We start from the raw sequence: 25,550 nt of genomic DNA, 5'->3' as shown, positions 1-25,550 counted from the left end.
ACCGGCTGTGTATAATGCCGCCCGCTTTTCGACTGGAGTATCAGCCCTTGTCCAACCCTGAACACAATCATGAATACTGGATGCGCCATGCGCTGGTGCTGGCTCAGCGCGCCTGGGAAGAGGGCGAAGTGCCCGTGGGCGCGGTACTGGTCCATAACAATCAGGTGATTGGGGAAGGGTGGAACCGTCCGATTGGCCGTCACGATCCTACCGCGCATGCTGAAATTATGGCGCTGCGTCAGGGCGGACTGGTGCTGCAAAACTATCGTCTGCTTGATACCACCCTGTATGTCACCCTTGAGCCGTGCGCAATGTGCTCCGGGGCGATGGTGCACAGCCGAATCGGTACGCTGGTGTTTGGCGCGCGGGATGAAAAGACGGGCGCTGCTGGTTCACTGATGGACGTACTTGGGCATCCGGGGATGAACCACCAGGTGAAAACTATCGGCGGGGTACTTGCACCAGAATGTTCGGGTCTGTTAAGTGACTTTTTTCGAATGCGTCGGCAGCAGAAAAAGCAACAAAAGGCAGAATTGAAACCGCAGGGTGATTAAGCTCTTCCGGTGCGACCACCGGATAGCTTTCAGCCAGCTGTTGCGCCTCGGCCGCCTCTTTTTCTTTCTCCAGCAGATATCCCACCAGGCTTATCTGATACTTACGAATATTTTCCACGTAGGCATACGCTTCATGGCCGCGCGCATAGCCATACGTCAGCTTCTGGTACCACTGTTTCTGGCTAAGCAGCGGCAGGCGCTGTTTTACATCTGACCAACTGTCCGGGTTACCTTTGGTTTTCGCCGTCAGCGCCCGCGCGTCGAGCATATGCGCATACCCCATGTTATAGGCGGCTAGCGCAAACCAGATCCGCTCCCCTTCCGGGACCGTCTCCGGCACTTTCGCCATCATATCCTGTAAATACTGCGCGCCGCCGCTGATGCTCTGTTCCGCATCGGTCCGGTCGCTGATGCCGAGGCTCTGGGCGGTATTTTTGGTGAGCATCATCAACCCGCGCACGCCCGTGGGGGAGGTGGCCTGAGCATCCCAGTGCGATTCCTGGTAGGAAATTGCCGCCAGCAGCTTCCAGTCAATCTCCTGGGCGTACTTCTCAAACAGCGGTTGCAGGTCCGGCAGCACGCTGTCCACCGCGCGCAGGAAGGTGCGGGTGTCAACGTAATCAAAATCGTCCCCGTGACCGAGATATTTCTCTTCCAGACGCGCCAGGGTGCCGTCTTCATTGATGGAATTAAAGAAATCGAGCATGGCCGCAGAGACGGTTTGATCGTCGTCCAGCTGGGTAAACCAGGTCACCGGCTGTTCGTCGGTCACATCCAGCGCCACGGCGATTTCAGGATGAACGCGCTGGAAAAGACTGATCGCCACCGAATCAGCAATGGTATAGGCCAGCTTTTTATCTTTTACCTGCTCCAGCAATTCGGTCGTGCCGAGTTTAGGATCGACCGTCCAGCTGAGGTTAGGGTATTTTTTCTCTTTCAACGCCCGCAGATCGTCAATCACCACATGGCCTGGCGCAATGGTCAATTGCTGGTCGGTGATGTCGGCCAGTGAGCGCGGGCGCAGGCTACCCACACGATAAACCACCTGCTGCGACACGGAGTAGTAGGTCGGGCCCGGCTGATAGTTTTTGCTGCGTTCGCTGTTGTACACCAGACCTGCGGCGAGAATATCGGCACGGTCATGGTCCAAATCATCAAACAGCTGGTTGATGTTCTGCCGCACGGTAACTTTCAGCTTCACGCCCAGATAGTCCGCAAACAGCTGTGCCAGTTCGTAATCAAGACCGATGGTTTTACCGTTGATATCGTCGTAAATAAGCGGGGAGGAGAGGGTACTGACGCGCAACTCCCCCCGCTCCTGAATGGCGGCGATACGGTTTTCGGCCTTGCCGAACCAGGGAATAGACGGCCAGAGGGCCACTGCCAGCAGCAACGTAACAATGCCGATGAGCAGATAATTAATCTTTAATTTTTTCAATTAGTTAATTCTCTGCGACGCCGGTTGCCTCAGTGTGCTGTAGTCATGTTAAGAGTAGAGTTTGCCATTGATTGAGCGGCATTTTGCGCAAAGTAGCGCCAGTTGGCAACCAATTAGAGAGACAGGTCACATCTATTGTTAAACATAAAGGTTGATTTTATTTCGACGCAAACGGTTTCGTCGGCGCTCAGGATTCTCTATAATGACGCCCGTTTTCCCCCCTTGCGCACACTGTAAGCGCCCCGGCGCTTCGAAGACGAGAGACTTATGATGGAAATTCTGCGTGGTTCGCCTGCACTGTCTGCCTTCCGTATTAACAAACTGCTGGCACGTTTTCAGGCGGCCGACCTTCCGGTAAGCAATATTTACGCTGAGTATGTCCATTTTGCTGACCTGAATGCCCCCCTGAATGCAGAGGAGCGCGTACAGCTGGAACGTCTGCTTAAATATGGCCCAAGCCTGAGCAGCCATACGCCGACCGGCAAATTAATCCTCGCCACGCCACGCCCTGGCACCATCTCCCCCTGGTCTTCCAAAGCAACAGACATCGCTCACAACTGCGGCCTGAGCCAGATTAACCGTCTGGAGCGCGGTGTGGCGTACTACGTGGAAGCCTCTACCCTGAGCGACGCGCAGTGGCAGGCGGTTGCGGCTGAACTGCACGACCGCATGATGGAGAGCGTGTTTGACTCTCTGGATGATGCGCAGAAACTGTTCTCCCACCATCAGCCTGCGCCGGTACAGAGCGTGGATCTGCTGGGGCAGGGGCGTCAGGCGCTGATCGACGCAAACCTGCGTCTTGGTCTGGCACTCGCAGAGGATGAAATCGACTACCTTCAGGATGCATTCGTTAAGCTGAATCGCAACCCGAACGACATCGAACTGTATATGTTCGCGCAGGCCAACTCCGAGCACTGCCGCCACAAGATTTTCAACGCCGACTGGATTATCGACGGCGAACAGCAGCCGAAGTCGCTGTTCAAAATGATCAAAAACACCATGGAGCAAACCCCTGACCACGTGCTGTCTGCCTATAAAGACAACGCCGCGGTGATGGAAGGTTCCGAGGTGGGCCGCTTCTTCGCCGATCGCGAAGCAGGGCGCTATGACTTCCATCAGGAGCCCGCGCATATCCTGATGAAAGTGGAAACCCACAACCACCCGACGGCGATCTCCCCATGGCCGGGTGCGGCGACCGGCTCCGGCGGTGAAATCCGTGACGAAGGGGCGACCGGTCGCGGCGCGAAACCAAAAGCGGGTCTGGTCGGTTTCTCCGTCTCCAACCTGCGTATCCCGGGCTTTGAACAGCCGTGGGAAGAAGATTTCGGCAAGCCAGAGCGCATCGTGACCGCGCTGGATATCATGACCGAAGGCCCGCTGGGCGGCGCGGCGTTTAACAACGAATTTGGTCGTCCGGCGCTGAACGGTTACTTCCGTACCTATGAAGAGAAAGTGGACAGCCACAACGGCGAAGAGCTGCGCGGCTACCACAAACCGATCATGCTGGCGGGCGGGATCGGCAACATCCGTGCCGATCACGTGCAAAAAGGCGAGATCGTCGTCGGCGCGAAGCTGATCGTGCTCGGCGGCCCGGCGATGAATATCGGTCTGGGCGGCGGTGCGGCCTCTTCGATGGCCTCCGGTCAGTCTGATGCGGATCTTGACTTCGCGTCCGTGCAGCGTGACAACCCGGAGATGGAGCGTCGCTGTCAGGAAGTAATCGACCGCTGCTGGCAGCTGGGCGATGCTAACCCGATTCTCTTTATCCACGACGTGGGAGCGGGCGGCCTGTCCAACGCTATGCCTGAGCTGGTGAGCGACGGCGGTCGCGGCGGACGCTTCAACCTGCGCGATATCCTGAGCGATGAGCCGGGTATGAGCCCGCTGGAAATCTGGTGTAACGAATCCCAGGAGCGCTACGTGCTGGCGGTTGCCGCCGATCAGCTGCCGCTGTTTGACGAGCTGTGCCGCCGCGAGCGCGCGCCGTATGCGGTCATCGGTGAAGCGACCGAAGAGCAGCACCTTTCCTTAAGCGACACCCACTTTGACAACCAGCCGATCGATCTGCCGCTGGACGTGCTGCTCGGCAAAACGCCGAAGATGACCCGCGACGTGCAGACTCGCAAAGCGGCGGGCAAAGCGCTGGATCGCCAGGGCATCACCGTGGCAGAAGCGGTTAACCGCGTGCTGCACCTGCCTGCTGTGGCAGAGAAAACCTTCCTGGTGACCATCGGCGACCGCACCGTGACCGGTATGGTATCCCGCGATCAGATGGTTGGCCCGTGGCAGATCCCGGTCGCTAACTGCGCCGTGACCACCGCGAGCCTCGACAGCTACTACGGCGAAGCGATGGCGCTGGGCGAACGCACCCCGGTGGCGCTGCTGGACTTCGCCGCCTCTGCACGACTGGCGGTTGGTGAAGCGCTGACCAACATCGCGGCGACGCAGATTGGCGACATCAAACGTATCAAACTTTCCGCGAACTGGATGGCGGCAGCCGGTCACCCGGGGGAAGACGCCGGCCTGTATGAAGCCGTGAAAGCGGTGGGTGAGGAGCTGTGTCCAGCCCTCGGCCTGACCATTCCGGTGGGTAAAGACTCCATGTCGATGAAAACCCGCTGGCAGGAGGGTAACGAGCAGCGCGAGATGACGTCTCCGCTGTCGCTGGTGATCACCGCGTTTGCCCGTGTAGAAGACGTACGCCATACCGTTACGCCGCAGCTGGCGACCGAAGATAACGCCCTGTTGTTGATTGACCTGGGTAAAGGCCACAACGCGCTGGGCGCCACCGCACTGGCGCAGGTTTACCGTCAACTTGGCGACAAGCCAGCCGACGTGCGCGACGTGGCGCAGCTAAAAGGCTTCTACGACGCAATTCAGGCGCTGGTGGCACAGCGCAAGCTGCTGGCCTACCACGACCGTTCCGATGGTGGCCTGCTGGTGACGCTGGCAGAGATGGCCTTCACCGGTCACTGCGGCGTTGAAGCAAACATTGCAACGCTTGGCGAAGACCGCCTGGCGGCGCTGTTTAACGAAGAGCTTGGCGCGGTCATTCAGGTACGCGCCGCAGATCGCGACGCGGTGGAAGCGATTCTGGCGCAGCACGGTCTGGCAGACTGCGTACACTATCTCGGTAAAGCGGTGCAGGGCGACCGCTTCGTGATTGAAGCCGACGGCCACGCGGTGTTCAGCGAAAGCCGCACCACGCTGCGCATGTGGTGGGCAGAAACCACCTGGCAGATGCAGCGCCTGCGCGATAACCCGGAATGTGCCGATCAGGAACACAACGCCAAGGCTAACGACAACGATCCAGGCCTGAACGTGAAGCTCTCCTTCGACATCAACGAAGATATCGCTGCGCCGTACATTGCGACCGGCGCGCGTCCGAAAGTGGCCGTGCTGCGCGAGCAGGGCGTTAACTCCCACGTTGAGATGGCGGCGGCCTTCCACCGGGCGGGCTTTGACGCCATCGACGTCCACATGAGCGACCTGCTGGCCGGGCGTACCGGGCTGGATGATTTCCAGGCGCTGGTTGCCTGCGGAGGGTTCTCCTACGGTGACGTGCTGGGCGCGGGCGAAGGCTGGGCGAAGTCCATTCTGTTTAACAGCCGCGTGCGCGACGAGTTCGAGACCTTCTTCCATCGTCCGCAAACCCTGGCGCTGGGCGTGTGCAACGGCTGCCAGATGATGTCTAACCTGCGCGAGCTGATCCCGGGCAGCGAAGCCTGGCCACGCTTTGTGCGCAACCAGTCCGACCGCTTCGAAGCGCGCTTCAGTCTGGTAGAAGTGACTCAGAGCCCGTCTCTGCTGCTGCAGGGGATGGTTGGCTCTCAGATGCCAATCGCCGTTTCCCACGGCGAAGGTCAGGTAGAAGTGCGCGATGCGGCCCATCTGGCGCAGCTTGAGAGCAAAGGCCTGGTGGCGCTGCGCTTTGTCGATAACTTCGGCAAGGTCACGGAAACCTATCCGGCGAACCCGAACGGTTCGGCAAATGGCATTACCGCGGTCACCAGCGAAAGCGGTCGGGTGACCATCATGATGCCGCACCCGGAGCGTGTCTTCCGCACCGTGAGCAACTCCTGGCACCCGGAAAACTGGGGCGAGGACAGCCCGTGGATGCGCATTTTCCGCAACGCGCGTAAACAACTGGGTTAAGTTTCAACGCCCTGACTGTAGGCCCGGTAAGCGCGAGCGCCACCGGGCTTTTTTGTACCTGTCGCAAAATTGCGACAATCCTCTGGATTGAGTGTCTCCAATAAGAGACATATAAATTGTTGATTTATCTATGGCAGGACAGGTTTCCATTAAGGTGTTGCTTAATAGCGACACTTAGCCTGTAAATCATTCACCTGACAATCAATGCATTTTAATAATAAAACAATTATTAATCATAAGGATAGTATCAAAGTTTGCAATCTGGCACGCATGTTGCATAATAGTAGCCAGTGGCTCATTCACCTTCTTATGTCAGCCCCTTCGGGACGTGCTACATAAACTTCGAATGACGCACAAAAAGGTGCCTGCCGTCCAACTACTGATTATTGCAATGCTTTATCAGGCCAGGGCGAAACGTCGAGTTAGGCACCGCCTTATTCCATGACAAAGCCGGGTTTTTACCCGGCTTTGTTGTATCTGAAGGGCAGACTCAGTTACGCTCTCCTCAAACCCGGATGATGAGAGTAATGTGTTGAAACGCTGGCCCGCTTTCCCTCGCTCCCTGCGACAGCTCGTTATGATGGCCTTCCTGCTGATCCTGCTACCTTTGCTGGTTCTGGCGTGGCAGGCATGGCAAAGCCTGAATGCGTTAAGTGCCCAGGCGGCCCTGACTAACCGCACCACGCTTATTGATGCCCGCCGTAGCGAGGCAATGACCAACGCCGCGCTGGAGATGGAGCGTAGCTATCGCCAGTACTGCGTGCTGGACGACCGTACGCTGGAGAGGGTCTATCAGAACCAGCGTAAACGCTACAGCGAAATGCTGGATGCCCATGCCGGGGTCTTGCCGGATGACAAACTCTATCAGGCGCTGCGTCAGGATCTGAACGATCTGGCGCAGCTCCAGTGCAAAAACAGCGGTCCTGATGCCGCCGCCGCCGCCCGACTTGAAGCCTTCGCGAACGCCAATACGGAGATGGTGCAGTCCACCCGTACGGTTATCTTTTCCCGTGGTCAACAACTCCAGCAGGAGATTGCCGAGCGCGGCCAGTTCTTCGGCTGGCAGGCGCTGGTGCTGTTCCTCGTCAGCCTGGGGCTGGTACTGCTCTTTACCCGCATGATCATCGGCCCGGTAAAGGGGATCCAGCGGATGATTAACCGCCTGGGGGAGGGCAAATCTCTCGGGGATACGGTTGTTTTTAAAGGCCCGCGCGAGCTGCGCTCGGTCGGTCAGCGCATCATCTGGCTTTCTGAACGCCTGGCGTGGCTGGAATCGCAGCGTCACCAGTTCCTGCGCCATATCTCACACGAACTCAAAACACCGCTGGCCAGTATGCGTGAAGGCACGGAGCTGCTGGCAGACGAAGTGGCGGGGCCGTTATCCCCTGAGCAAAAAGAGATCGTGGCGATTCTGGATGCCAGTAGCCGCAATTTACAAAAACTTATTGAACAACTGCTGGACTATAACCGCAAGCTGGCGGATGGTGCTGTGGTGCTTGAAAGCGTTGAGATTGAACCGCTGGTGGACATGGTGATCTCCGCCCATAGCCTGCCAGCAAGAGCTAAAATGATGCATACCCAGGTGGATCTCAATGCGCCATCCTGCCTGGCAGAGCCGATGCTCCTAATGAGCGTACTGGATAATCTTTATTCCAATGCGGTGCACTATGGTACTGAATCCGGTACCATTTATATCAGAAGCAATAACAACGGTTCGCGGGTATTTATTGACGTAGCGAATACGGGAAGCCCGATTCCGGATGATGAAAAAACGATGATCTTTGAGCCCTTCTTCCAGGGGAGTCATCAGCGAAAAGGTGCGGTAAAAGGAAGTGGTCTGGGGCTGAGTATTGCCCGCGACTGCATACGACGCATGCAGGGTGAGCTTAACATCGTGAGTGATGAACGCGCCGATGTCTGTTTTCGTATCGAACTGCCTCTTGAGCCGGAAAAATCAATGAAATGAATAACAACCTGGTGAGTATGTCACACGTCTTTTACCGCGCACTGCGCGCGGTGTTTTCCAGCAAAAATGTGCGCCTCAGCCTGCCCTGCTTACTGCTGGCCGGCTGTGTAACCCATGCACCAAAAAGTGCGATTAGCCACAAACAGGAAGATAAATGGCCGCAAAAACAGCTGGCCGATTTCCTTTCAACACGTTGCGATGATATCTGGAGCCTGTCGGGGCGTGATGTTGAATCCAATCCGCTGTTCTGGCTGCGCGGAATAGACTGCGCCCAGCGACTGGCGCCCGCCGAGGCCCGTGCCCAGGCGGCGATGCTGATGGACGATACCTGGCAGGACGCGTTTAAACGCGGGATCGTGATGGCGGATGCCAGAATCACGCCTGTCGAACGCCGCGCCAACGTGACGCGGCTGGATACTTACGTGATCAATATTCCCCCCCAGGTGCGCCCGGTTTATCAGCTCTGGCGGGACGGACAAACCCTGCAATTACAGCTGTCCGAAGAGCGTTTCCGCTACAGCAAATTGCAGCAGTCAAGCGACAGCGAGCTTGATGCGCTTCGCCAGCAGCAGGAGTCGCTGCGCGAGCAGCTGGAAACCACCACCCGCAAGCTCGAAAATCTGACCGATATCGAAAGACAGCTCTCGACGCGTAAGCCGGCAGGCAGCTATCTGCCCGATGGGTCGAAAGGCAACTCTGCCACGACGCCAGACAGTGAGACGCCGAAACAAGAGGATGTGAAGCCATGACAAGCCGTAAACCTGCCCATCTGTTACTGGTGGATGACGATCCCGGGCTGTTAAAGCTGCTGGGGATGCGTCTGGTCAGCGAAGGCTACAGCGTGGTCACCGCTGAAAGCGGGCAGGAGGGGCTGAAAGTGCTCAGCCGCGAGAAAATCGATCTGGTGATCAGCGATTTGCGCATGGATGAAATGGATGGCCTGCAACTGTTCACGGAGATCCAGAAGCAGCAGCCCGGGATGCCGGTGATTATCCTCACCGCTCACGGATCTATTCCTGATGCGGTGGCCGCGACGCAGCAGGGGGTATTCAGCTTCCTCACCAAACCGGTGGATAAAGACGCCCTCTATAAAGCGATCGACAGCGCTCTTGAGCACGCGGCGCCATCCGGCGACGACGGCTGGCGTGAATCCATCGTGACGCGTAGCCCTGTGATGCTGCGCCTGCTGGAACAGGCGCGGATGGTGGCGCAATCCGACGTTAGCGTGCTGATCAACGGCCAGAGCGGGACCGGGAAAGAGATCCTGGCCCAGGCGATCCACAACGCCAGCCCACGCAGTAAAAATGCCTTTATTGCCATCAACTGTGGCGCGCTGCCGGAACAACTGCTTGAGTCTGAGCTCTTCGGCCATGCCCGCGGCGCCTTTACCGGCGCGGTGAGCAGCCGTGAAGGGCTGTTCCAGGCGGCTGAGGGGGGCACGCTGTTCCTTGATGAAATTGGCGATATGCCCGCGCCGTTGCAGGTCAAACTGCTGCGCGTGTTGCAGGAGCGGAAAGTGCGTCCGCTTGGCAGCAACCGCGATATCGATATCAACGTGCGCATTATTTCCGCTACCCATCGCGATTTGCCCAAGGTGATGGCGCGCAACGAGTTCCGCGAAGATCTCTACTATCGACTGAATGTCGTCAACCTGAAAATCCCGGCGCTGGCCGAGCGTGCGGAAGATATCCCGCTGCTGGCAAATCACCTTTTGCGCCAGGCCGCTGACCGCCACAAACCATTCGTGCGCGCGTTCTCCACCGATGCGATGAAACGCCTGATGACAGCAAGCTGGCCGGGCAACGTACGCCAGCTGGTGAACGTGATTGAGCAGTGCGTGGCGCTGACGTCATCGCCGGTGATCAGCGATGCGCTGGTGGAGCAGGCGCTCGAGGGGGAAAACACGGCCTTACCGACGTTTGCGGAAGCGCGAAACCAGTTCGAGCTGAACTATCTGCGCAAGCTGCTGCAAATCACCAAAGGCAACGTGACCCACGCGGCGCGCATGGCCGGGCGTAACCGTACCGAGTTTTATAAATTGCTCTCACGCCATGAGCTGGAAGCGAACGATTTTAAAGAGTAATACCGCAAAATTCGCCTGAATATGATACTGTGAGCAACCGATTACGAGGCTGCTTACTGGCAAGAGTTTAAGGACCCACCATGAAAAAGATTGATGCGATTATTAAACCTTTCAAACTGGATGATGTACGTGAAGCGCTGGCAGAAGTAGGCATCACCGGGATGACCGTAACTGAAGTGAAAGGTTTTGGTCGTCAGAAGGGCCACACCGAGCTATACCGTGGCGCAGAGTACATGGTGGACTTTCTGCCGAAAGTGAAAATCGAGATCGTGGTAAGCGATGATATCGTCGATACCTGTGTGGATACCATCATCCGCACGGCGCAGACCGGTAAAATTGGCGACGGGAAAATCTTCGTCTTTGACGTGGCGCGCGTGATCCGTATCCGTACCGGCGAAGAAGACGACGCGGCGATTTAAAAAAGATTTGGTAGGCCGGGTAAGGCGCAGCTGCCACCCGGCGAAAAAAAAGCCCCTCGTTGAGGGGCTTTTTGCATTACAGCACTTTATGCGGGCCGAAACATTCGTAATGAATGTTGTCTTTATTCACGCCCAGGTCTACCAGCTGCTTCGCGGCATACTGCATAAACGCTACCGGCCCACAAACGTAGAACTGCATCCCCGGTGCGCTGAACGCCCCTTCATGCTGCCCTAAATTCATCAGGCCTTCGCTGTCGAAACGAGCCGCTGCGCGGTCGGCTTCCGTGGGTAAACGATACCAGGTATGCGCGGTAAAGTGTGGCAGACCCGCTCCCAGCGCTTTCACTTCGTCCGCAAAGGCGTGAACATCACCGTTCTCCGCCGCGTGGAACCAGTTAACCTGCGCGCTGTGGTTTGCTTTCGCCAGCGTATCCAGCATCGCCAGCATTGGCGTCTGACCCACGCCTGCGGAGATAAGCGTCACCGGGGTATTCGTTTCAACGGCCATAAAGAAATCGCCCGCCGGTGCCGCCAGATGGACCACGTCGCCCACGCTGGCTTCGTTATGGAGCCAGTTGGATACCTGACCACCTTCCTCACGTTTAACCGCAATGCGATAGCCTTTGCCGTCTGGCTTGCGGGTCAGGGAGTACTGGCGAATCTCCTGATGCGGGAAGCCTTCAGGCTTCAGCCAGACGCCCAGATACTGGCCCGGCTGGTAATCGGCAACTGGCTGACCATCAACTGGCTCAAACTCAAAGCTGGTGATCAGTGCGCTGCGCGGGGTTTTCTCAACGATGCGGAAGGCGCGCGTGCCTTCCCAGCCGCCATTCTTGCTGGCGTTTTCGCTGTAGATCTGTGCTTCACGGTTGATGAATACGTTTGCAAGTACGCCATAGGCCTTCCCCCAGGCATCCAGTACTTCCTGGCCCGGGCTGAACATTTCGTCCAGGGTCGCCAGCAGGTGACTGCCGACGATGTTGTACTGCTCAGGTTTGATCTGGAAGCTGGTGTGCTTCTGCGCGATTTTTTCCACCGCAGGCAGCAGAGCCGGCAGGTTTTCGATGTTGCTGGCATAGGCGGCAATAGCGTTAAACAGCGCTTCGCGCTGATCGCCGTTACGCTGGTTGCTCATGTTGAAAATCTCTTTGAGCTCCGGGTTATGCGCGAACATGCGATCGTAGAAATGGGCGGTCAGTTTAGGACCCGTTTCAACCAGCAGGGGAATTGTGGCTTTCACGGTAGCGATGGTTTGGGCGTCGAGCATAGCAGCTTCCTTCTGATGTTACTTTAATGATGTATTTTAGATACATCTTATAAAAATACCCCTGCAATGTAAATGGTTCTTTGCATCGTGAAAAATATGCATCACAAAGCTGAAAAGAAATCCGTTGAAAATGGTGAGAGCTTTATTGCTCAAACCCTTGCGTGGCGTGGAGGTAAACGTTTGCGTAAAATCGTTTGTCAAGACCTGTTATCGCAGAACTATTCAGTTATACTGTTGCCCGTCGTCCAACAGGACTGCCTTTTCAGGCCAAAAATTTACTTGTTAGCTGAGTCAGGAGATGCGGATGTTAAAGCGTGAAATGAACATTGCCGATTATGATGCCGAACTGTGGCAGGCTATGGAGCAGGAAAAAGTACGTCAGGAAGAGCACATCGAACTGATCGCCTCCGAAAACTACACCAGCCCGCGCGTGATGCAGGCGCAGGGTTCTCAGCTGACCAACAAATATGCTGAAGGTTATCCGGGCAAGCGCTACTACGGCGGTTGCGAATACGTTGATATCGTTGAGCAGCTGGCTATTGACCGTGCGAAAGAACTCTTTGGCGCTGACTACGCGAACGTCCAGCCGCACTCTGGCTCTCAGGCTAACTTCGCTGTTTATACCGCGCTGTTGCAGCCGGGCGATACCGTTCTGGGTATGAACCTGGCGCAGGGCGGCCACCTGACTCACGGCTCCCCGGTTAACTTCTCTGGCAAACTGTACAACATCATCCCTTACGGTATTGATGAGTCCGGTAAAATTGACTACGAAGACATGGCGAAGCAGGCCAAAGAGCACAAGCCGAAGATGATCATCGGTGGCTTCTCTGCTTACTCCGGCATCGTTGACTGGGCAAAAATGCGTGAAATCGCTGACAGCATCGGTGCGTACCTGTTCGTCGACATGGCGCACGTTGCCGGTCTGATTGCCGCTGGTGTTTACCCGAACCCGGTTCCACATGCGCACGTTGTGACCACCACCACCCACAAAACCCTGGCGGGTCCACGCGGTGGGCTGATCCTGGCGAAAGGCGGTGACGAAGAGCTGTACAAAAAGCTGAACTCCGCCGTATTCCCAAGCGCCCAGGGCGGCCCGCTGATGCACGTTATCGCCGCGAAAGCCGTCGCGCTGAAAGAAGCGATGGAGCCAGAGTTCAAGGTTTATCAGCAGCAGGTTGCTAAAAACGCCAAAGCGATGGTGGAAGTGTTCCTGAATCGTGGCTACAAAGTGGTCTCTGGCGGGACTGAAAACCACCTGTTCCTGCTGGACCTGGTTGATAAGAACCTGACCGGTAAAGAAGCTGACGCAGCCCTCGGCCGCGCCAACATCACCGTGAACAAAAACAGCGTGCCAAACGATCCGAAGAGCCCGTTCGTGACCTCCGGTATCCGTATCGGTTCTCCGGCCGTAACTCGTCGTGGCTTTAAAGAAGCGGAAGTAAAAGAGCTGGCGGGCTGGATGTGTGACGTTCTGGACAACATCAATGACGACGCGGTTATCGAGCGCGTTAAAGGTAAAGTGCTGGACATCTGTGCACGCTTCCCGGTGTACGCATAATTCTCTGCGTTGCAGAACTGAAAAAGGCCGCTCATGCGGCCTTTTTTTATGGGCTAACGTCGATCGAGGGAGATGGCCCCCGGCCCGGTAATCGCCAGCAAAATAAATGCGCCAGCGATACTCACATTTTTGTAGAAGTTAATCATATTTGGCAGGACCGCATCGCCCGTCATATCCCAGTAGTGGTGACCAATCACCGCCGTTCCCAGCGTATAGAAGACAAAGATCACCGCGAGAGGGCGGGTGAAAAAGCCCAGCACGATTAGAATCGCGGCGGGGACTTCCATCACCACCGCAATAATCGCGGCCAGCATGGGCATGGGGGCGCCGAGCGACGTCATATACTGAACGGTGCCGCTAAACCCCGTCAGCTTGGGATAACCGAAAATAATAAACAGGACCACGATAGCAATGCGGGCAATTAAAAGCAGGAGAGAACGAGAGGAGCCGAAATCGAAATAACGTAAGCTGTTCATGGCAAACGACCTCTTCAGGCGATGTCTTATAAACGTAATACAGTTTTACCGCTCTCGCCATACGCTGTCCGGCTGGTGATGATGTTAATTTTTAGTTAATTTATAGCGCGCTAACGACTTGCTAAAGTCAGGGATTAACGCCAGACTATCGCCTCCATTTCGGGAGGGATTCATGGTCTTGCATTCCACGCGCTGGCTGGCGCTCAGCTATTTCACCTATTTCTTTAGTTACGGTATTTTTCTGCCTTTCTGGAGCGTCTGGCTCAAGGGAATTGGTCTGACGCCTGAGACCATTGGCATCCTGCTGGGCGCGGGGCTGGTGGCACGTTTCCTGGGGAGTCTGCTGATTGCGCCCCGCGTCAGCGATCCCTCCTTACTGATTAAAGCGGTGCGAATTCTGGCCCTGCTGACGCTGGTCTTTGCCGCCTGCTTCTGGGTTAGCCACCAGTTTGCCTGGCTGATGGTGGTAATGGTTGGCTTTAATCTGTTCTTCTCCCCGCTGGTGCCGCTGACGGATGCCCTGGCGAACACCTGGCAAAAGCAGATCACCATGGACTATGGCCGCGTGCGCCTGTGGGGATCGATTGCCTTCGTGATCGGCTCTGCGCTGGTCGGGAAACTGGTCAGCCTCTATGACTATCGTGCCATTCTGGCGCTGCTAACGCTCGGCATCGCCTCAATGCTGCTCGGTATGTTGCTGCGTCCGTCGGTGATGCCGCAGGGCGAAAGCCGCCATCAGGAGAGCGCCGGCTGGCCCGCCTGGCGCTCGCTGGTGGCGCAAAGCTGGCGTTTCCTGGCCTGCGTCTGTCTGCTTCAGGGGGCGCATGCGGCCTATTATGGCTTCAGCGCCATCTACTGGCAGGGGGCGGGTTACTCGGCTTCTGCGGTAGGCTACCTGTGGTCGCTCGGCGTGGTGGCGGAGGTTATTATCTTCGCGCTGAGCCAAAAACTGTTCCGTCGTTTCGGGGCGCGTGACCTGCTGCTGCTTTCCGCCGTGTGCGGCGTGGCGCGCTGGGGCATCATGGGCTGGACGACGGAGCTGCCGTGGCTGATTGTGGCGCAAATTCTGCACTGCGGAACCTTCACCGTCTGCCATCTGGCGGCGATGCGCTACATCGCGGCGCGAGAGGGTGGGGACGTTATTCGTCTTCAGGCGGTCTATTCAGCGGTGGCGATGGGCGGCAGTATTGCGGTGATGACCGTATTTGCCGGTTTCCTCTATCAGCACCTGGGGCACGGGGTGTTCTGGGTGATGGCGCTGGTCGCTTTACCGGCCATCGTTATTCGCCCTAAAGTCGCTGCTCGCACGTAACTACGATTCGAGCATTACGCGAATGTGTTCCTGCTGCTGCGTGTTCAGGGTCTCAACGGCATGAATGAGCGGTGGCGAGAACAGCGGCAGGGCGGTTGGATAAGGCGTAATAACCAGCGCCGCCTCGCGGGGCGCGCCCTCCTTCTTAAACGCCTCCAGGCTAAGATAACGAATATTGAGCGGCAGCAGCGTCAGCTCGCGAAGCTGCTGCTCAATTAACTCTTCACAGGCTTTATTTTCCCCCGTTAACAGGACCACCTGTTTTTCATGCAGATCGGTCTCCTGCATCAGCCAGGCACCAAAAATCACCGCCACCAGAGCCATCTCTTCATCGGAGAATCGCAGAACAAATTCAGCTTCCAGCTCAAACAGCGCCTCTTTAGTGGTGCGCAGCAGCCGGGGGTATAAACGGTGGATCTCTTCCGGCAGACTGTTGTCGATGCCGATGTCAAATAAGGAGCGGTCCAGCGCCTGAGCCAGATGAATATAAAGCTGATCGGTCAGACCTTGCTCATCGCTGAAGTTCATCCCGGTTTGTGCCCGGAAGCGGGCAATCATACGCACGATGGCGCGACGCAGGCGCTGATCCTGCTGGTGTTTATCCATCACCGGGTCGGGTGTGCGAAGCATCATAAACAGCAGCGCCAGGAACAGCTGTTCATCGCTGTGCGTTCCCTGCGGGACGCGCCGTTTCCAGTGGCGGACAATTTCCTGCGCCGTAAAGTATTCCCCTCGGGACTGCGTCCAGCTGCGCTGAACGGGCGAAAACTCCGGCGTATTGCCCAGATGATGCTGAATCAGACAATATTGCAGATAGAGCTGTAAAAATTGTACGTCGCGGGACTCAAACTGGCGCTGAAGCTTGCGCGCACAAAAGTTGATAAGCGCCCGAAGGTTCGCATCGTCATAAAGCGGGCGGGCAATGCCGTGCTGTTTGAGCGCGGTTTTTAAGGCAGGGGTAAACTGTTGGGCGACAAAATGTGGACAGAGCCGAAGCGCCCTGCGCAGCCAGTGCAGCAGGCACAAACGTTGATTAAGGGCGGAACCCTCAATTCGGTAGCAGCCATCATGGTGCGTGACGATATCAAGCCGATGATAGCGCTGGATTTCATCGCGCGTCTCGGCTATATCTTGCCGTGCCATGACGTCGTCCACGCCGTTGGCAGCGATTATGCTCTGTGCGGTGACGGCAGCATCGGGCAGGTAAAGCATCAAAAGCACCTGGCAGCGGCGCTGCGAACTGGAAAGCACAGATGGAATTTCAAGCGTCGTCATCATCTGTCGGGTATCCAGTGTGAATGTTTGATAAGAATAGCTAAAGGATGGGCGCTGAAAAGCGCACCGGCAGGCCTTTCACTCAGGATTGCTGGCGAACATCACAGAATTTTTGACGTGAGGAACAGATGCAAATAGTTAAACAAAGCGCGGTAGCGTTATTTTTGGCGGTTTTCACTTTCGCCGCCGGCGCACATCCTCACAGTTTTATCAGCCTGAAAACCGAACTGGTGACGGACGGCACGCAGCTCAGTGGCCTGAAGATGCACTGGACGATGGATGAAATCACCTCCGCCGACCTGCTGTACGATGCCGGAAACGCAAAGCCCGGCGATGAGATCTGGAAAAAGCTGGCGGCGGAGGTGATGGCCAACGTGCTGGGTCAGCACTACTTCACCGAGTTCTGGCACAACGGACAAAAGGTGAAATTTCTTAACCGTCCCACGGAGTACGGCATGACCCGCGAAGGTCATCAGGCGGTGCTGACGTTCGTGCTTCCGCTGGCGCATCCTCAGCCGCTGCCCGGGCAAACGTACCGCTTTTCAACTTTTGACCCTACCTACTATGTCGATATGCGCTATGACAAAGACAGCGACGTACGGCTGCCGGACGCGCTGCAAAAAAGCTGCAAAATTGGCGTGCACACCCCTAAACCCAGCGAAGAGACGCTGAACTTTGCGATCTCGCTGGATAAAGCAGATGCCCCGCCTGAGGACATGGAGCTGGGTAAACAGTTCGCGCAGGAGGTGACGTTACAATGTCAGTGATCTCCTCTCCCGTCAGTAAGCCGCGTCGCTGGCTGCACCTCTGGCCTCTGGCGCTCTTTTTGTTGTTAGCGGTTGGCGGCGCGCTCTGGCTGTGGCAGGCATGGCCGCAGGTGATGGTGAAAAGCGTCCTCTGGCAGCGGGAAGTTAATCAGCAGATGAGCGTGCTGCTGAAAGCCGTGGCGGAAAATCCGACCAAAGCGGGCGGCGCTCTTCTGGCGTTCAGCTTTATCTATGGCGTGCTGCATGCCCTGGGGCCGGGGCACGGCAAAATTGTCATCACGACCTGGCTTGCCACGCATCCGTCGAAGCTGAAATCGAGTATCGGCCTGACGCTGGCTTCTTCTTTACTTCAGGGCGGTGTGGCGATTGCGCTGGTCGTGGTCGTCCTCTCGCTGCTACAGCTGCCGGCTCGCCAGCTGCATATGAGCAGCTTCTGGCTGGAGAAGGGGAGTTACGCGCTGGTAGGCGTGCTGGGGTTGATCCTCTGCTGGCGGGCGCTGAAAAAATTGCGCGCGTTGCTGCAAAAACCAAAATTCAAAGCCTTTACGCCGCATCACGTTCACCATGAAAACTGCGGGTGCGGGCATCAGCATCTGCCGACGCAGGAACAATTACAGAATGGTGACGACTGGCGTGCGCGTCTGATGATTGTGCTCTCAATGGGGATGCGTCCGTGCTCGGGCGCAATCATGGTGCTGTTGTTCAGCAAAGTGACAGGCGTATTTGGCTGGGGCATGCTCTCGGCGCTGGCGATGGCGGCGGGAACGTCTCTGACGATCTCTTCGTTAGCCTTGCTGGTGCACAGCTTCCGTCAGCTGGCGGTAAAACTCAGCGGCAATAAAACGCCGGTATTGTGGCGACAGGTTGGCTGGACGACGCTTGCGTTGGCGGGCGGGGTGATTCTGCTGGTGGCTGCGGTCACGATGTGGATGAGCGCGCTGCCGGTGGGAAGGGGGTTGCGGCCTTTCTAGCCGTATCTGAGGCGTGTTGTAGGCCCGGTAAGCGTAGCGCCACCGGGCTTAACAGACTGAATTAACGCTTCAGCGCATCGCTCAGTTCATCACGCATGTTTGCCAGCATGGCTTTAACAACGCGCGGGTTACCTGCAACGATGTTGCCGGTAGACATATAGTTATGGCCGCCGGTGAAGTCGCAAACAATCGCGCCAGCTTCACGTGCGATCAGCTCGCCCGCCGCGAAGTCCCACGGCTTCAGTGACAGCTCAAAGTAACCGTCAACGCGGCCGGTCGCCACGTAGGCCAGATCCAGTGCAGCAGAGCCAGTGCGACGGAAGTCCGCGCATTCGGTGAACAGCTTGCCCAGGATATTCATATAGGTGGTTGCGTGCTGCTTCGCCTTGAACGGGAAGCCAGTCGCCAGAATCGTGCCGTCCAGATCGCGTGCATTGCTGCAACGCAGACGGTAGCCGTTCAGCTGCGCGCCCTGACCGCGGGTTGCGGTGAACAGTTCGTTACGCATTGGATCGTAAACAACAGCGACTTCAGTACGGCCTTTGATGCGTACTGCAATAGACACAGAGAAGTGTGGCAGGCGTTTAACGAAGTTGGTGGTGCCATCCAGTGGATCGATAACCCATTGAACATCCTGATCGGTACCTTCATGTTCACCGCTTTCTTCGGTGATGATGGTGTGCTGCGGGTAAGATTTGCGGATCGTTTCGATAATAATCGCTTCTGCGGCTTTATCGACGTTCGTCACGAAATCATTGCTGCCTTTCTGGCTGGTTTCTACGGAGTCTGGGGTTTCGTAGTGTTTGGCAATTACATTACCCGCCTTGCGCGCTGCGCGCACGGCGATGGTCAGCATCGGATGCATCGGTCTCTCTCACTGGATGTTAAAGAACAGGAAAATCGGCGCAGAGTATAGCAGCGGGATCGGATTATGTCTCTCGTTTATGATAATATGCCCGAATATTCTTCAGACACTGAATCCAGACATCTAAAAATTATGCTGCAAAACATTCGAATCGTGCTGGTCGAAACATCGCACACCGGCAACATGGGCTCTGTGGCCCGCGCTATGAAAACCATGGGCTTAACGAACCTGTGGCTGGTTAATCCGCTGGTGAAACCAGACTCTCAGGCTATTGCTCTGGCGGCCGGCGCCAGCGACGTGATCGGGAATGCGCAGATCGTGGACACCCTGGACGAAGCCCTGGCCGGTTGCAGTCTGGTGGTGGGGACCAGCGCGCGCTCCCGTACGCTGCCCTGGCCGATGCTGGACCCGCGCGAATGCGGCCTGAAAAGTATCTCAGAAGCGGAACAGGCGCCGGTTGCGCTGGTGTTTGGTCGTGAACGCGTTGGCCTGACCAACGAGGAACTACAGAAGTGTCACTACCACGTGGCGATTGCCGCCAATCCGGAATACAGCTCGCTGAACCTGGCGATGGCGGTGCAGGTCATTGCCTACGAAGTGCGCATGGCATGGCTGGCGACGCAGGAGAAACCGGTCGAACCTAAAGAAGAGACGGCCTACCCGCTGGTGGACGATCTGGAGCGCTTCTACGGTCATCTGGAGCAGACGCTGCTCTCAACCGGCTTTATCCGTGAAGGCCACCCGGGTCAGGTGATGAACAAGCTGCGCCGTATGTTCACCCGCGCCCGCCCGGAAAGCCAGGAGCTGAACATTCTGCGCGGGATTCTGGCGTCGATTGAGCAGAAGAACAAAGCGTAGTGTCGATTTCCCCCTCTCCCCGTGGGAGAGGGCTGGGGTGAGGGCATCAGGCCGCACCTATATTATGAAGGCACAGAAGGTTAAATACCTGACTAAAACAGTCAAGTAAATAGTTGACCAATTTAGTCAGGAATGTCAGACTTGGCCCTGCTATGCAATACCCCCATTTTACAATAAAAAACCCCGGGCAGGGGCGAGTTTGAGGTTAAGTAAGACATGAGACTGACATCTAAAGGGCGTTATGCCGTGACCGCGATGCTGGACGTTGCGCTCAACTCCGAAGCGGGCCCGGTTCCGTTGGCTGATATTTCTGAACGACAAGGGATCTCCCTCTCTTACCTGGAACAGCTGTTCTCCAGACTGCGTAAAAATGGACTGGTGTCCAGCGTTCGTGGCCCGGGCGGCGGTTATCTGCTGGGTAAAGACGCGGGCAGTATTGCGGTTGGCGAAGTGATTAGCGCGGTTGACGAATCCGTTGACGCGACCCGTTGCCAGGGTAAAGGCGGCTGTCAGGGCGGCGATAAATGCCTGACCCACGCGCTGTGGCGCGATCTGAGCGACCGTCTGACCGGCTTCCTGAACAACATCACCCTCGGTGAGCTGGTGAATAACCAGGAAGTTCTGGATGTCTCTGGGCGTCAGCATAGTCAGGATTCACAGCGCAGCACCCGCACGCAGGACGCCATCGACGTTAAACTGCGCGCGTAATTAAAAAGATAAGTATTCAGAATCAGGCCGGGGTGGTCACACCCCGCGTACTCGGTCGTACATCCAGCCGGTTGCCTGATTCCTTGCATTGAAGCGATGTACGGAGTTTATAGAGCAATGAAATTACCGATTTATCTCGATTACTCCGCAACCACGCCGGTGGACCCGCGTGTTGCCGAGAAAATGATGCAGTGTCTGACCCTGGACGGAAACTTTGGTAACCCAGCTTCCCGTTCACACCGTTTTGGCTGGCATGCTGAAGAGGCGGTTGATATCGCCCGTAATCAGATTGCTGACCTGGTCGGTGCCGACCCGCGTGAAATTGTTTTCACCTCCGGTGCGACCGAATCCGACAACCTGGCGATTAAGGGTGCAGCCAACTTTTATCAGAAAAAAGGCAAGCACATCATCACCAGCAAAACCGAACACAAAGCCGTGCTGGACACCTGCCGTCAGCTGGAGCGTGAAGGGTTCGAAGTCACCTATCTGGCGCCACAGAGCAACGGCATTATCGATCTGAAAGAGCTCGAAGCGGCGATGCGTGATGACACCATTCTGGTCTCCATCATGCACGTCAACAACGAAATCGGCGTGGTACAAGACATCGCGACCATCGGCGAAATGTGCCGCGCGCGCGGTATCATCTACCACGTGGACGCGACCCAGAGCGTGGGCAAACTGCCTATCGACCTGAGCCAGCTGAAAGTGGACCTGATGTCCTTCTCCGGTCACAAAATCTATGGTCCGAAAGGTATCGGCGCGCTGTACGTTCGTCGTAAGCCACGTATTCGCATCGAAGCACAGATGCATGGCGGCGGTCACGAGCGCGGCATGCGTTCCGGTACGCTGCCTGTTCACCAGATCGTGGGCATGGGCGAAGCCTACCGCATTGCAAAAGAAGAGATGGAAACCGAGATGGCACGCCTGCGCACGCTGCGTAACCGTCTGTGGGACGGCGTGAAAGATATGGAAGAAGTGTATCTGAACGGCGATCTCGAGCAGGGCGCGCCGAACATCCTCAACGTCAGCTTCAACTATGTTGAAGGCGAGTCGCTGATCATGGCGCTGAAAGACCTGGCCGTTTCTTCCGGCTCTGCCTGTACCTCTGCAAGCCTGGAGCCATCCTACGTGCTGCGCGCGCTGGGTATGACTGACGAGCTGGCACACAGCTCTATCCGTTTCTCTTTAGGTCGTTTTACTACCGAAGAAGAGATTGACTACACCATCAAGCTGGTTCGTAACTCCATCGGCCGTCTGCGCGACCTTTCTCCACTGTGGGAAATGTTCAAGCAGGGCGTGGATCTGAACAGCATTGAATGGTCACATCACTAATCGGTACATAAGGAGAATTCAATCATGGCATACAGCGAAAAAGTCATCGATCATTACGAAAACCCGCGCAACGTTGGCTCTTTTGACAACAGCGACGAATCTGTTGGTAGCGGCATGGTCGGTGCACCAGCATGTGGCGACGTGATGAAGTTGCAGATCAAAGTCAACAATGAAGGTATCATTGAAGACGCGCGCTTCAAGACCTACGGCTGCGGTTCTGCTATCGCGTCCAGCTCCCTGGTCACCGAATGGGTGAAGGGCAAGTCTCTGGACGAAGCACAGGCAATCAAGAACACGGATATTGCTGAAGAACTCGAACTGCCGCCGGTGAAAATTCACTGCTCAATTCTGGCAGAAGACGCGATCAAAGCCGCCATTGCGGATTACAAAAGCAAACGTGAAGCAAAATAATTGAGGTTTGAGTATGTCGATTACCCTTAGCGACAGCGCTGCCGCGCGAGTAAGCTCTTTTCTGGCGAACCGTGGTAAAGGCTTTGGCCTGCGACTGGGCGTACGTACCTCCGGCTGTTCTGGTATGGCTTACGTACTGGAGTTTGTTGACGAACCGGCGTCTGATGACACCGTGTTTGAAGACAAGGGCGTGAAGGTGGTGGTCGATGGCAAAAGCCTGCAATTCCTCAACGGCACTCAGCTGGACTTCGTCAAAGAAGGCCTGAACGAAGGGTTCAAATTTACGAACCCGAACGTCAAAGACGAGTGTGGTTGCGGCGAAAGCTTCCACGTTTAACCGCGCGTCATCCGAAACCCCACCGTGGCGTTACCCGCTACGCGTGGGGTTTGTTCTGACAGGCTACCCCTGAGATTGTTATGGATTACTTCACTCTCTTCGGACTACCCGCTCAATACCCGATCGATCTCCAGGCGCTGACGGTCCGTTTTCAGGATCTCCAGCGTCAGTACCATCCGGATAAATTCGCCAGCGGGACGCAGACAGAGCAACTGGCTGCGGTATCACACTCCGCCACCATCAACCAGGCCTGGCAAACGCTGCGTCATCCGCTGGCGCGTGCAGAATATCTGCTCTCGCTTCACGGTTTCGATCTGGCGAGCGAACAGCATACCGTGCGCGACACCGCCTTTCTGATGGAACAACTGGAGCTGCGCGAAGAGCTGGATGAAATTGAACAGGCTAAAGACGAAGCGCGCCTGGAAAGCTTTATCACGCGCGTAAAGGGTATGTTCGATACCCGCCATCAGCAGATGGTGGAGCAACTGAACAACGAGACCTGGGACGTGGCGGCAGACACTGTGCGCAAACTCCGTTTTCTCGATAAACTGCGAAGCAGTGCTGAACAACTCGAAGAAAAGCTGCTCGATTTTTAATTTCGGAAGCAATTATGGCCTTATTACAAATTAGTGAGCCTGGCTTAAGTGCCGCACCGCACCAGCGTCGTCTGGCGGTCGGTATTGACCTGGGCACCACCAATTCCCTCGTGGCGACCGTGCGCAGCGGCCAGGCGGAAACGCTGGCTGACGAGCAGGGGCGCCATCTGCTGCCTTCTGTAGTCCACTACCAACAGCAGGGTCACGCGGTCGGGGTTGATGCCCGCGCTAACGCCGCGCGCGATCCGGCCAATACCATCAGCTCGGTTAAGCGCATGATGGGCCGCTCGCTGGCTGATATCCAGACCCGTTACCCGCATCTGCCGTATCAGCTACAGGCCAGCGAAAACGGCCTGCCGATGATCGCGACGTCAGCCGGTTTGCTGAACCCGATTCGCGTTTCTGCTGACATCCTTAAAGCGCTGGCGGCACGCGCCACGGCGACGCTCGGCGGCGATCTGGACGGAGTGGTGATCACCGTTCCGGCCTATTTCGACGATGCACAGCGTCAGGGCACCAAAGACGCCGCGCGTCTGGCGGGCCTGCACGTGCTGCGTCTGCTGAACGAACCGACGGCGGCGGCGATTGCCTACGGCCTCGACTCCGGTCAGGAAGGGGTGATCGCGGTTTACGATCTCGGCGGCGGGACGTTCGATATCTCAATCCTGCGCCTGAGCCGCGGCGTGTTCGAAGTGCTGGCGACCGGCGGGGATTCCGCGCTCGGCGGCGATGACTTCGACCATCTGCTGGCAGATTACATCCGCGAGCAGGCGGGCATCAGCGATCGCAGCGATGCGCGCGTGCAGCGTGAACTGCTGGATGCGGCCATCGACGCCAAAATTGCGCTGAGCGATGCGCAGTCGGTCACCGTAAATGTCGCAGGCTGGCAGGGTGAAATCACCCGCGATCGGTTCAGCGAACTGATTGCGCCTCTGGTTAAGCGTACCCTGCTGGCCTGCCGTCGCGCATTGAAGGATGCAGGCGTTGAGGCTAACGAGGTGCTGGAAGTGGTGATGGTAGGCGGTTCAACGCGCGTGCCGCTGGTGCGCGAGCGCGTGGGCGAATTCTTTGGCCGCACGCCGTTGACCTCTATCGACCCGGACAAAGTGGTTGCCGTCGGCGCCGCTATCCAGGCCGATATTCTGGTTGGCAACAAGCCGGACAGCGAAATGCTGCTGCTGGACGTCATCCCGCTGTCTCTGGGTTTAGAAACCATGGGCGGCCTGGTGGAGAAAGTCATTCCGCGTAACACCACCATTCCGGTGGCGCGCGCGCAGGAGTTCACCACCTTCAAAGACGGCCAGACCGCGATGTCCATCCACGTGATGCAGGGCGAGCGTGAGCTGGTGCAGGACTGCCGCTCTCTGGCGCGCTTTGCGCTGCGCGGAATTCCAGCGCTGCCTGCGGGCGGGGCGCATATTCGCGTCACCTTCCAGGTGGATGCGGACGGCCTGCTGAGCGTCACGGCGATGGAAAAATCGACCGGTATCGAGTCGTCTATTCAGGTTAAGCCGTCCTACGGCCTGACCGATGGCGAAATCGCCTCCATGATTCAGGACTCAATGAGCTACGCCGAGCAGGATGTGAAGGCGCGTATGCTGGCGGAACAAAAAGTTGAAGCCGCACGCGTGCTGGAAAGCCTGAACGGGGCGCTCGCTGCCGATGCCGCGCTGTTAAGCGCCGCTGAGCGCCAGGTGATTGACGACGCTGCCGCGCGCTTAAGCGCCGTGGCCGAAGGCAATGACGCTGACGCGATAGAAGAAGCCATTAAAAACGTTGATAAACAAACCCAGGACTTTGCTGCTCGCCGCATGGACAAATCTGTCCGCGTCGCGCTGAAAGGCCAGTCCGTGGACGAGGTTTAATATGCCAAAGATTGTAATTTTGCCTCATGCGGACCTCTGTCCGGATGGCGCTGTTCTGGAAGCGAAGACCGGTGAAACCATTCTCGATGTAGCCCTGCGTGCAGGTATCGAAGTGGAACACGCCTGTGAAAAATCCTGTGCCTGCACCACCTGCCACTGCATCGTGCGTGAAGGTTTCGACTCTCTCGCCGAGAGCACCGAAGACGAAGACGACATGCTGGATAAAGCATGGGGTCTGGAGCCAGACAGCCGCTTAAGCTGCCAGGCCGCGGTGACCGATGAAGATCTGGTCGTGGAGTTCCCACGCTACACCATCAACCACGCACGCGAGCATTAA

The 25,550-nt window shown here is 56.8% G+C and carries 23 protein-coding genes; 18 read left to right on the top strand and 5 right to left on the bottom strand.

The window, feature by feature from the left end; genetic code table 11:
* The first annotated feature begins 14 nt into the window (after positions 1-14).
* Positions 15-554: a tRNA adenosine(34) deaminase TadA gene (tadA, locus tag ACOTX4_RS09200; RefSeq protein ID WP_045330526.1), complete on the top strand. Its 540-nt coding sequence runs from the start codon at positions 15-17 to the stop codon at positions 552-554.
* Here tadA and mltF read toward each other — a convergent pair.
* Positions 442-1,992 (bottom strand): membrane-bound lytic murein transglycosylase MltF, encoded by a 1,551-nt coding sequence (gene mltF / locus ACOTX4_RS09195; protein WP_022651605.1) that lies wholly within the window; start codon positions 1,990-1,992, stop codon positions 442-444. The genes tadA and mltF overlap by 113 nt on opposite strands.
* Positions 1,993-2,259: 267 nt before the next feature.
* On the opposite strand from mltF, the gene purL reads away from it, so the two are divergent.
* From purL to glnB, 5 genes are all read left to right on the top strand, one after another.
* Positions 2,260-6,147 carry a phosphoribosylformylglycinamidine synthase gene (gene purL, locus ACOTX4_RS09190; protein ID WP_045330524.1) on the top strand — a complete coding sequence of 1,296 codons (3,888 nt, stop codon included), beginning with the start codon at positions 2,260-2,262 and terminating at the stop codon, positions 6,145-6,147.
* A 532-nt stretch (positions 6,148-6,679) separates the two neighbouring features.
* The gene (gene qseE, locus ACOTX4_RS09185) at positions 6,680-8,113 is read left to right on the top strand and encodes a two component system sensor histidine kinase QseE/GlrK (protein WP_032610263.1); all 1,434 of its coding nucleotides are present in this window, start codon (positions 6,680-6,682) and stop codon (positions 8,111-8,113) included.
* The gene (qseG, locus tag ACOTX4_RS09180; protein WP_003860689.1) at positions 8,110-8,862 is read left to right on the top strand and encodes a two-component system QseEF-associated lipoprotein QseG; all 753 of its coding nucleotides are present in this window, start codon (positions 8,110-8,112) and stop codon (positions 8,860-8,862) included. Before qseE ends, qseG begins: the two co-directional genes overlap by 4 nt.
* Positions 8,859-10,196, top strand: a complete 1,338-nt coding sequence (gene glrR, locus ACOTX4_RS09175; protein WP_003860687.1) for a two-component system response regulator GlrR — start codon at positions 8,859-8,861, stop codon at positions 10,194-10,196. The genes qseG and glrR overlap by 4 nt, the downstream gene beginning before the upstream one ends.
* A gap of 80 nt (positions 10,197-10,276) precedes the next feature.
* Positions 10,277-10,615 carry a nitrogen regulatory protein P-II gene (gene glnB / locus ACOTX4_RS09170; RefSeq protein ID WP_003860685.1) on the top strand — a complete coding sequence of 113 codons (339 nt, stop codon included), beginning with the start codon at positions 10,277-10,279 and terminating at the stop codon, positions 10,613-10,615.
* A gap of 76 nt (positions 10,616-10,691) precedes the next feature.
* Here the strand turns inward: glnB and hmpA are convergent, their stop codons facing one another.
* Entirely contained in the window at positions 10,692-11,882 is a 1,191-nt protein-coding gene (hmpA, locus tag ACOTX4_RS09165; RefSeq protein ID WP_023325074.1) for an NO-inducible flavohemoprotein, read from the bottom strand.
* A 304-nt stretch (positions 11,883-12,186) separates the two neighbouring features.
* On the opposite strand from hmpA, the gene glyA reads away from it, so the two are divergent.
* On the top strand, positions 12,187-13,440 hold the full coding sequence (glyA, locus tag ACOTX4_RS09160) for a serine hydroxymethyltransferase (protein ID WP_003860678.1): 1,254 nt from the start codon (positions 12,187-12,189) through the stop codon (positions 13,438-13,440).
* Positions 13,441-13,493: 53 nt separating this feature from the next.
* Here the strand turns inward: glyA and ACOTX4_RS09155 are convergent, their stop codons facing one another.
* Complete coding sequence (locus tag ACOTX4_RS09155) at positions 13,494-13,916, bottom strand: DoxX family protein (protein ID WP_003860675.1); 423 nt, start codon at positions 13,914-13,916, stop codon at positions 13,494-13,496.
* A 172-nt stretch (positions 13,917-14,088) separates the two neighbouring features.
* On the opposite strand from ACOTX4_RS09155, the gene ACOTX4_RS09150 reads away from it, so the two are divergent.
* Positions 14,089-15,228 (top strand): 3-phenylpropionate MFS transporter, encoded by a 1,140-nt coding sequence (locus ACOTX4_RS09150; RefSeq protein ID WP_003860673.1) that lies wholly within the window; start codon positions 14,089-14,091, stop codon positions 15,226-15,228.
* On the opposite strand, the gene csiE is transcribed toward ACOTX4_RS09150, so the two are convergent.
* Positions 15,229-16,506, bottom strand: coding sequence for a stationary phase inducible protein CsiE (gene csiE / locus ACOTX4_RS09145; RefSeq protein WP_045330518.1), 1,278 nt, complete (start codon positions 16,504-16,506; stop codon positions 15,229-15,231). It lies immediately after the preceding gene.
* Positions 16,507-16,631: 125 nt separating this feature from the next.
* Between csiE and ACOTX4_RS09140 the strand changes: the two genes are divergently transcribed.
* Positions 16,632-17,270, top strand: a complete 639-nt coding sequence (locus ACOTX4_RS09140; RefSeq protein ID WP_045330516.1) for a DUF1007 family protein — start codon at positions 16,632-16,634, stop codon at positions 17,268-17,270.
* Complete coding sequence (locus tag ACOTX4_RS09135; RefSeq protein ID WP_045330514.1) at positions 17,261-18,241, top strand: nickel/cobalt transporter; 981 nt, start codon at positions 17,261-17,263, stop codon at positions 18,239-18,241. The genes ACOTX4_RS09140 and ACOTX4_RS09135 overlap by 10 nt, the downstream gene beginning before the upstream one ends.
* 61 nt (positions 18,242-18,302) lie before the next feature.
* Here ACOTX4_RS09135 and suhB read toward each other — a convergent pair whose 3' ends face one another.
* Positions 18,303-19,106, bottom strand: coding sequence for an inositol-1-monophosphatase (gene suhB, locus ACOTX4_RS09130; protein ID WP_003860668.1), 804 nt, complete (start codon positions 19,104-19,106; stop codon positions 18,303-18,305).
* A 132-nt stretch (positions 19,107-19,238) separates the two neighbouring features.
* On the opposite strand from suhB, the gene trmJ reads away from it, so the two are divergent.
* The 8 genes from trmJ to fdx all read left to right on the top strand — a co-directional run bounded on the left by trmJ (position 19,239) and on the right by fdx (position 25,550).
* Entirely contained in the window at positions 19,239-19,964 is a 726-nt protein-coding gene (gene trmJ / locus ACOTX4_RS09125) for a tRNA (cytosine(32)/uridine(32)-2'-O)-methyltransferase TrmJ (RefSeq protein ID WP_003860666.1), read from the top strand.
* 216 nt (positions 19,965-20,180) lie between these two features.
* Entirely contained in the window at positions 20,181-20,672 is a 492-nt protein-coding gene (iscR, locus tag ACOTX4_RS09120) for a Fe-S cluster assembly transcriptional regulator IscR (RefSeq protein ID WP_003860665.1), read from the top strand.
* A 117-nt stretch (positions 20,673-20,789) separates the two neighbouring features.
* Entirely contained in the window at positions 20,790-22,004 is a 1,215-nt protein-coding gene (iscS, locus tag ACOTX4_RS09115; protein WP_003860663.1) for a cysteine desulfurase, read from the top strand.
* Positions 22,005-22,028: 24 nt separating this feature from the next.
* Entirely contained in the window at positions 22,029-22,415 is a 387-nt protein-coding gene (gene iscU, locus ACOTX4_RS09110; RefSeq protein ID WP_003860661.1) for a Fe-S cluster assembly scaffold IscU, read from the top strand.
* A 13-nt stretch (positions 22,416-22,428) separates the two neighbouring features.
* A complete protein-coding gene (iscA, locus tag ACOTX4_RS09105) occupies positions 22,429-22,752 on the top strand; it encodes an iron-sulfur cluster assembly protein IscA (RefSeq protein WP_003860659.1) in 324 nt (107 codons plus the stop codon).
* Positions 22,753-22,832: 80 nt separating this feature from the next.
* Positions 22,833-23,348 (top strand): co-chaperone HscB, encoded by a 516-nt coding sequence (hscB, locus tag ACOTX4_RS09100; protein ID WP_421635369.1) that lies wholly within the window; start codon positions 22,833-22,835, stop codon positions 23,346-23,348.
* Positions 23,349-23,362: 14 nt separating this feature from the next.
* A complete protein-coding gene (hscA, locus tag ACOTX4_RS09095; protein ID WP_045330507.1) occupies positions 23,363-25,213 on the top strand; it encodes a Fe-S protein assembly chaperone HscA in 1,851 nt (616 codons plus the stop codon).
* A gap of 1 nt (position 25,214) precedes the next feature.
* Positions 25,215-25,550: an ISC system 2Fe-2S type ferredoxin gene (fdx, locus tag ACOTX4_RS09090; protein WP_003860652.1), complete on the top strand. Its 336-nt coding sequence runs from the start codon at positions 25,215-25,217 to the stop codon at positions 25,548-25,550.

Source organism: Enterobacter cloacae complex sp. IR5459 (assembly GCF_049238005.1).
In the GTDB taxonomy this organism is placed as follows: Bacteria; Pseudomonadota; Gammaproteobacteria; order Enterobacterales; family Enterobacteriaceae; genus Enterobacter; species Enterobacter hormaechei_C.
This window is presented reverse-complemented; position numbering and strand designations above follow the sequence as displayed.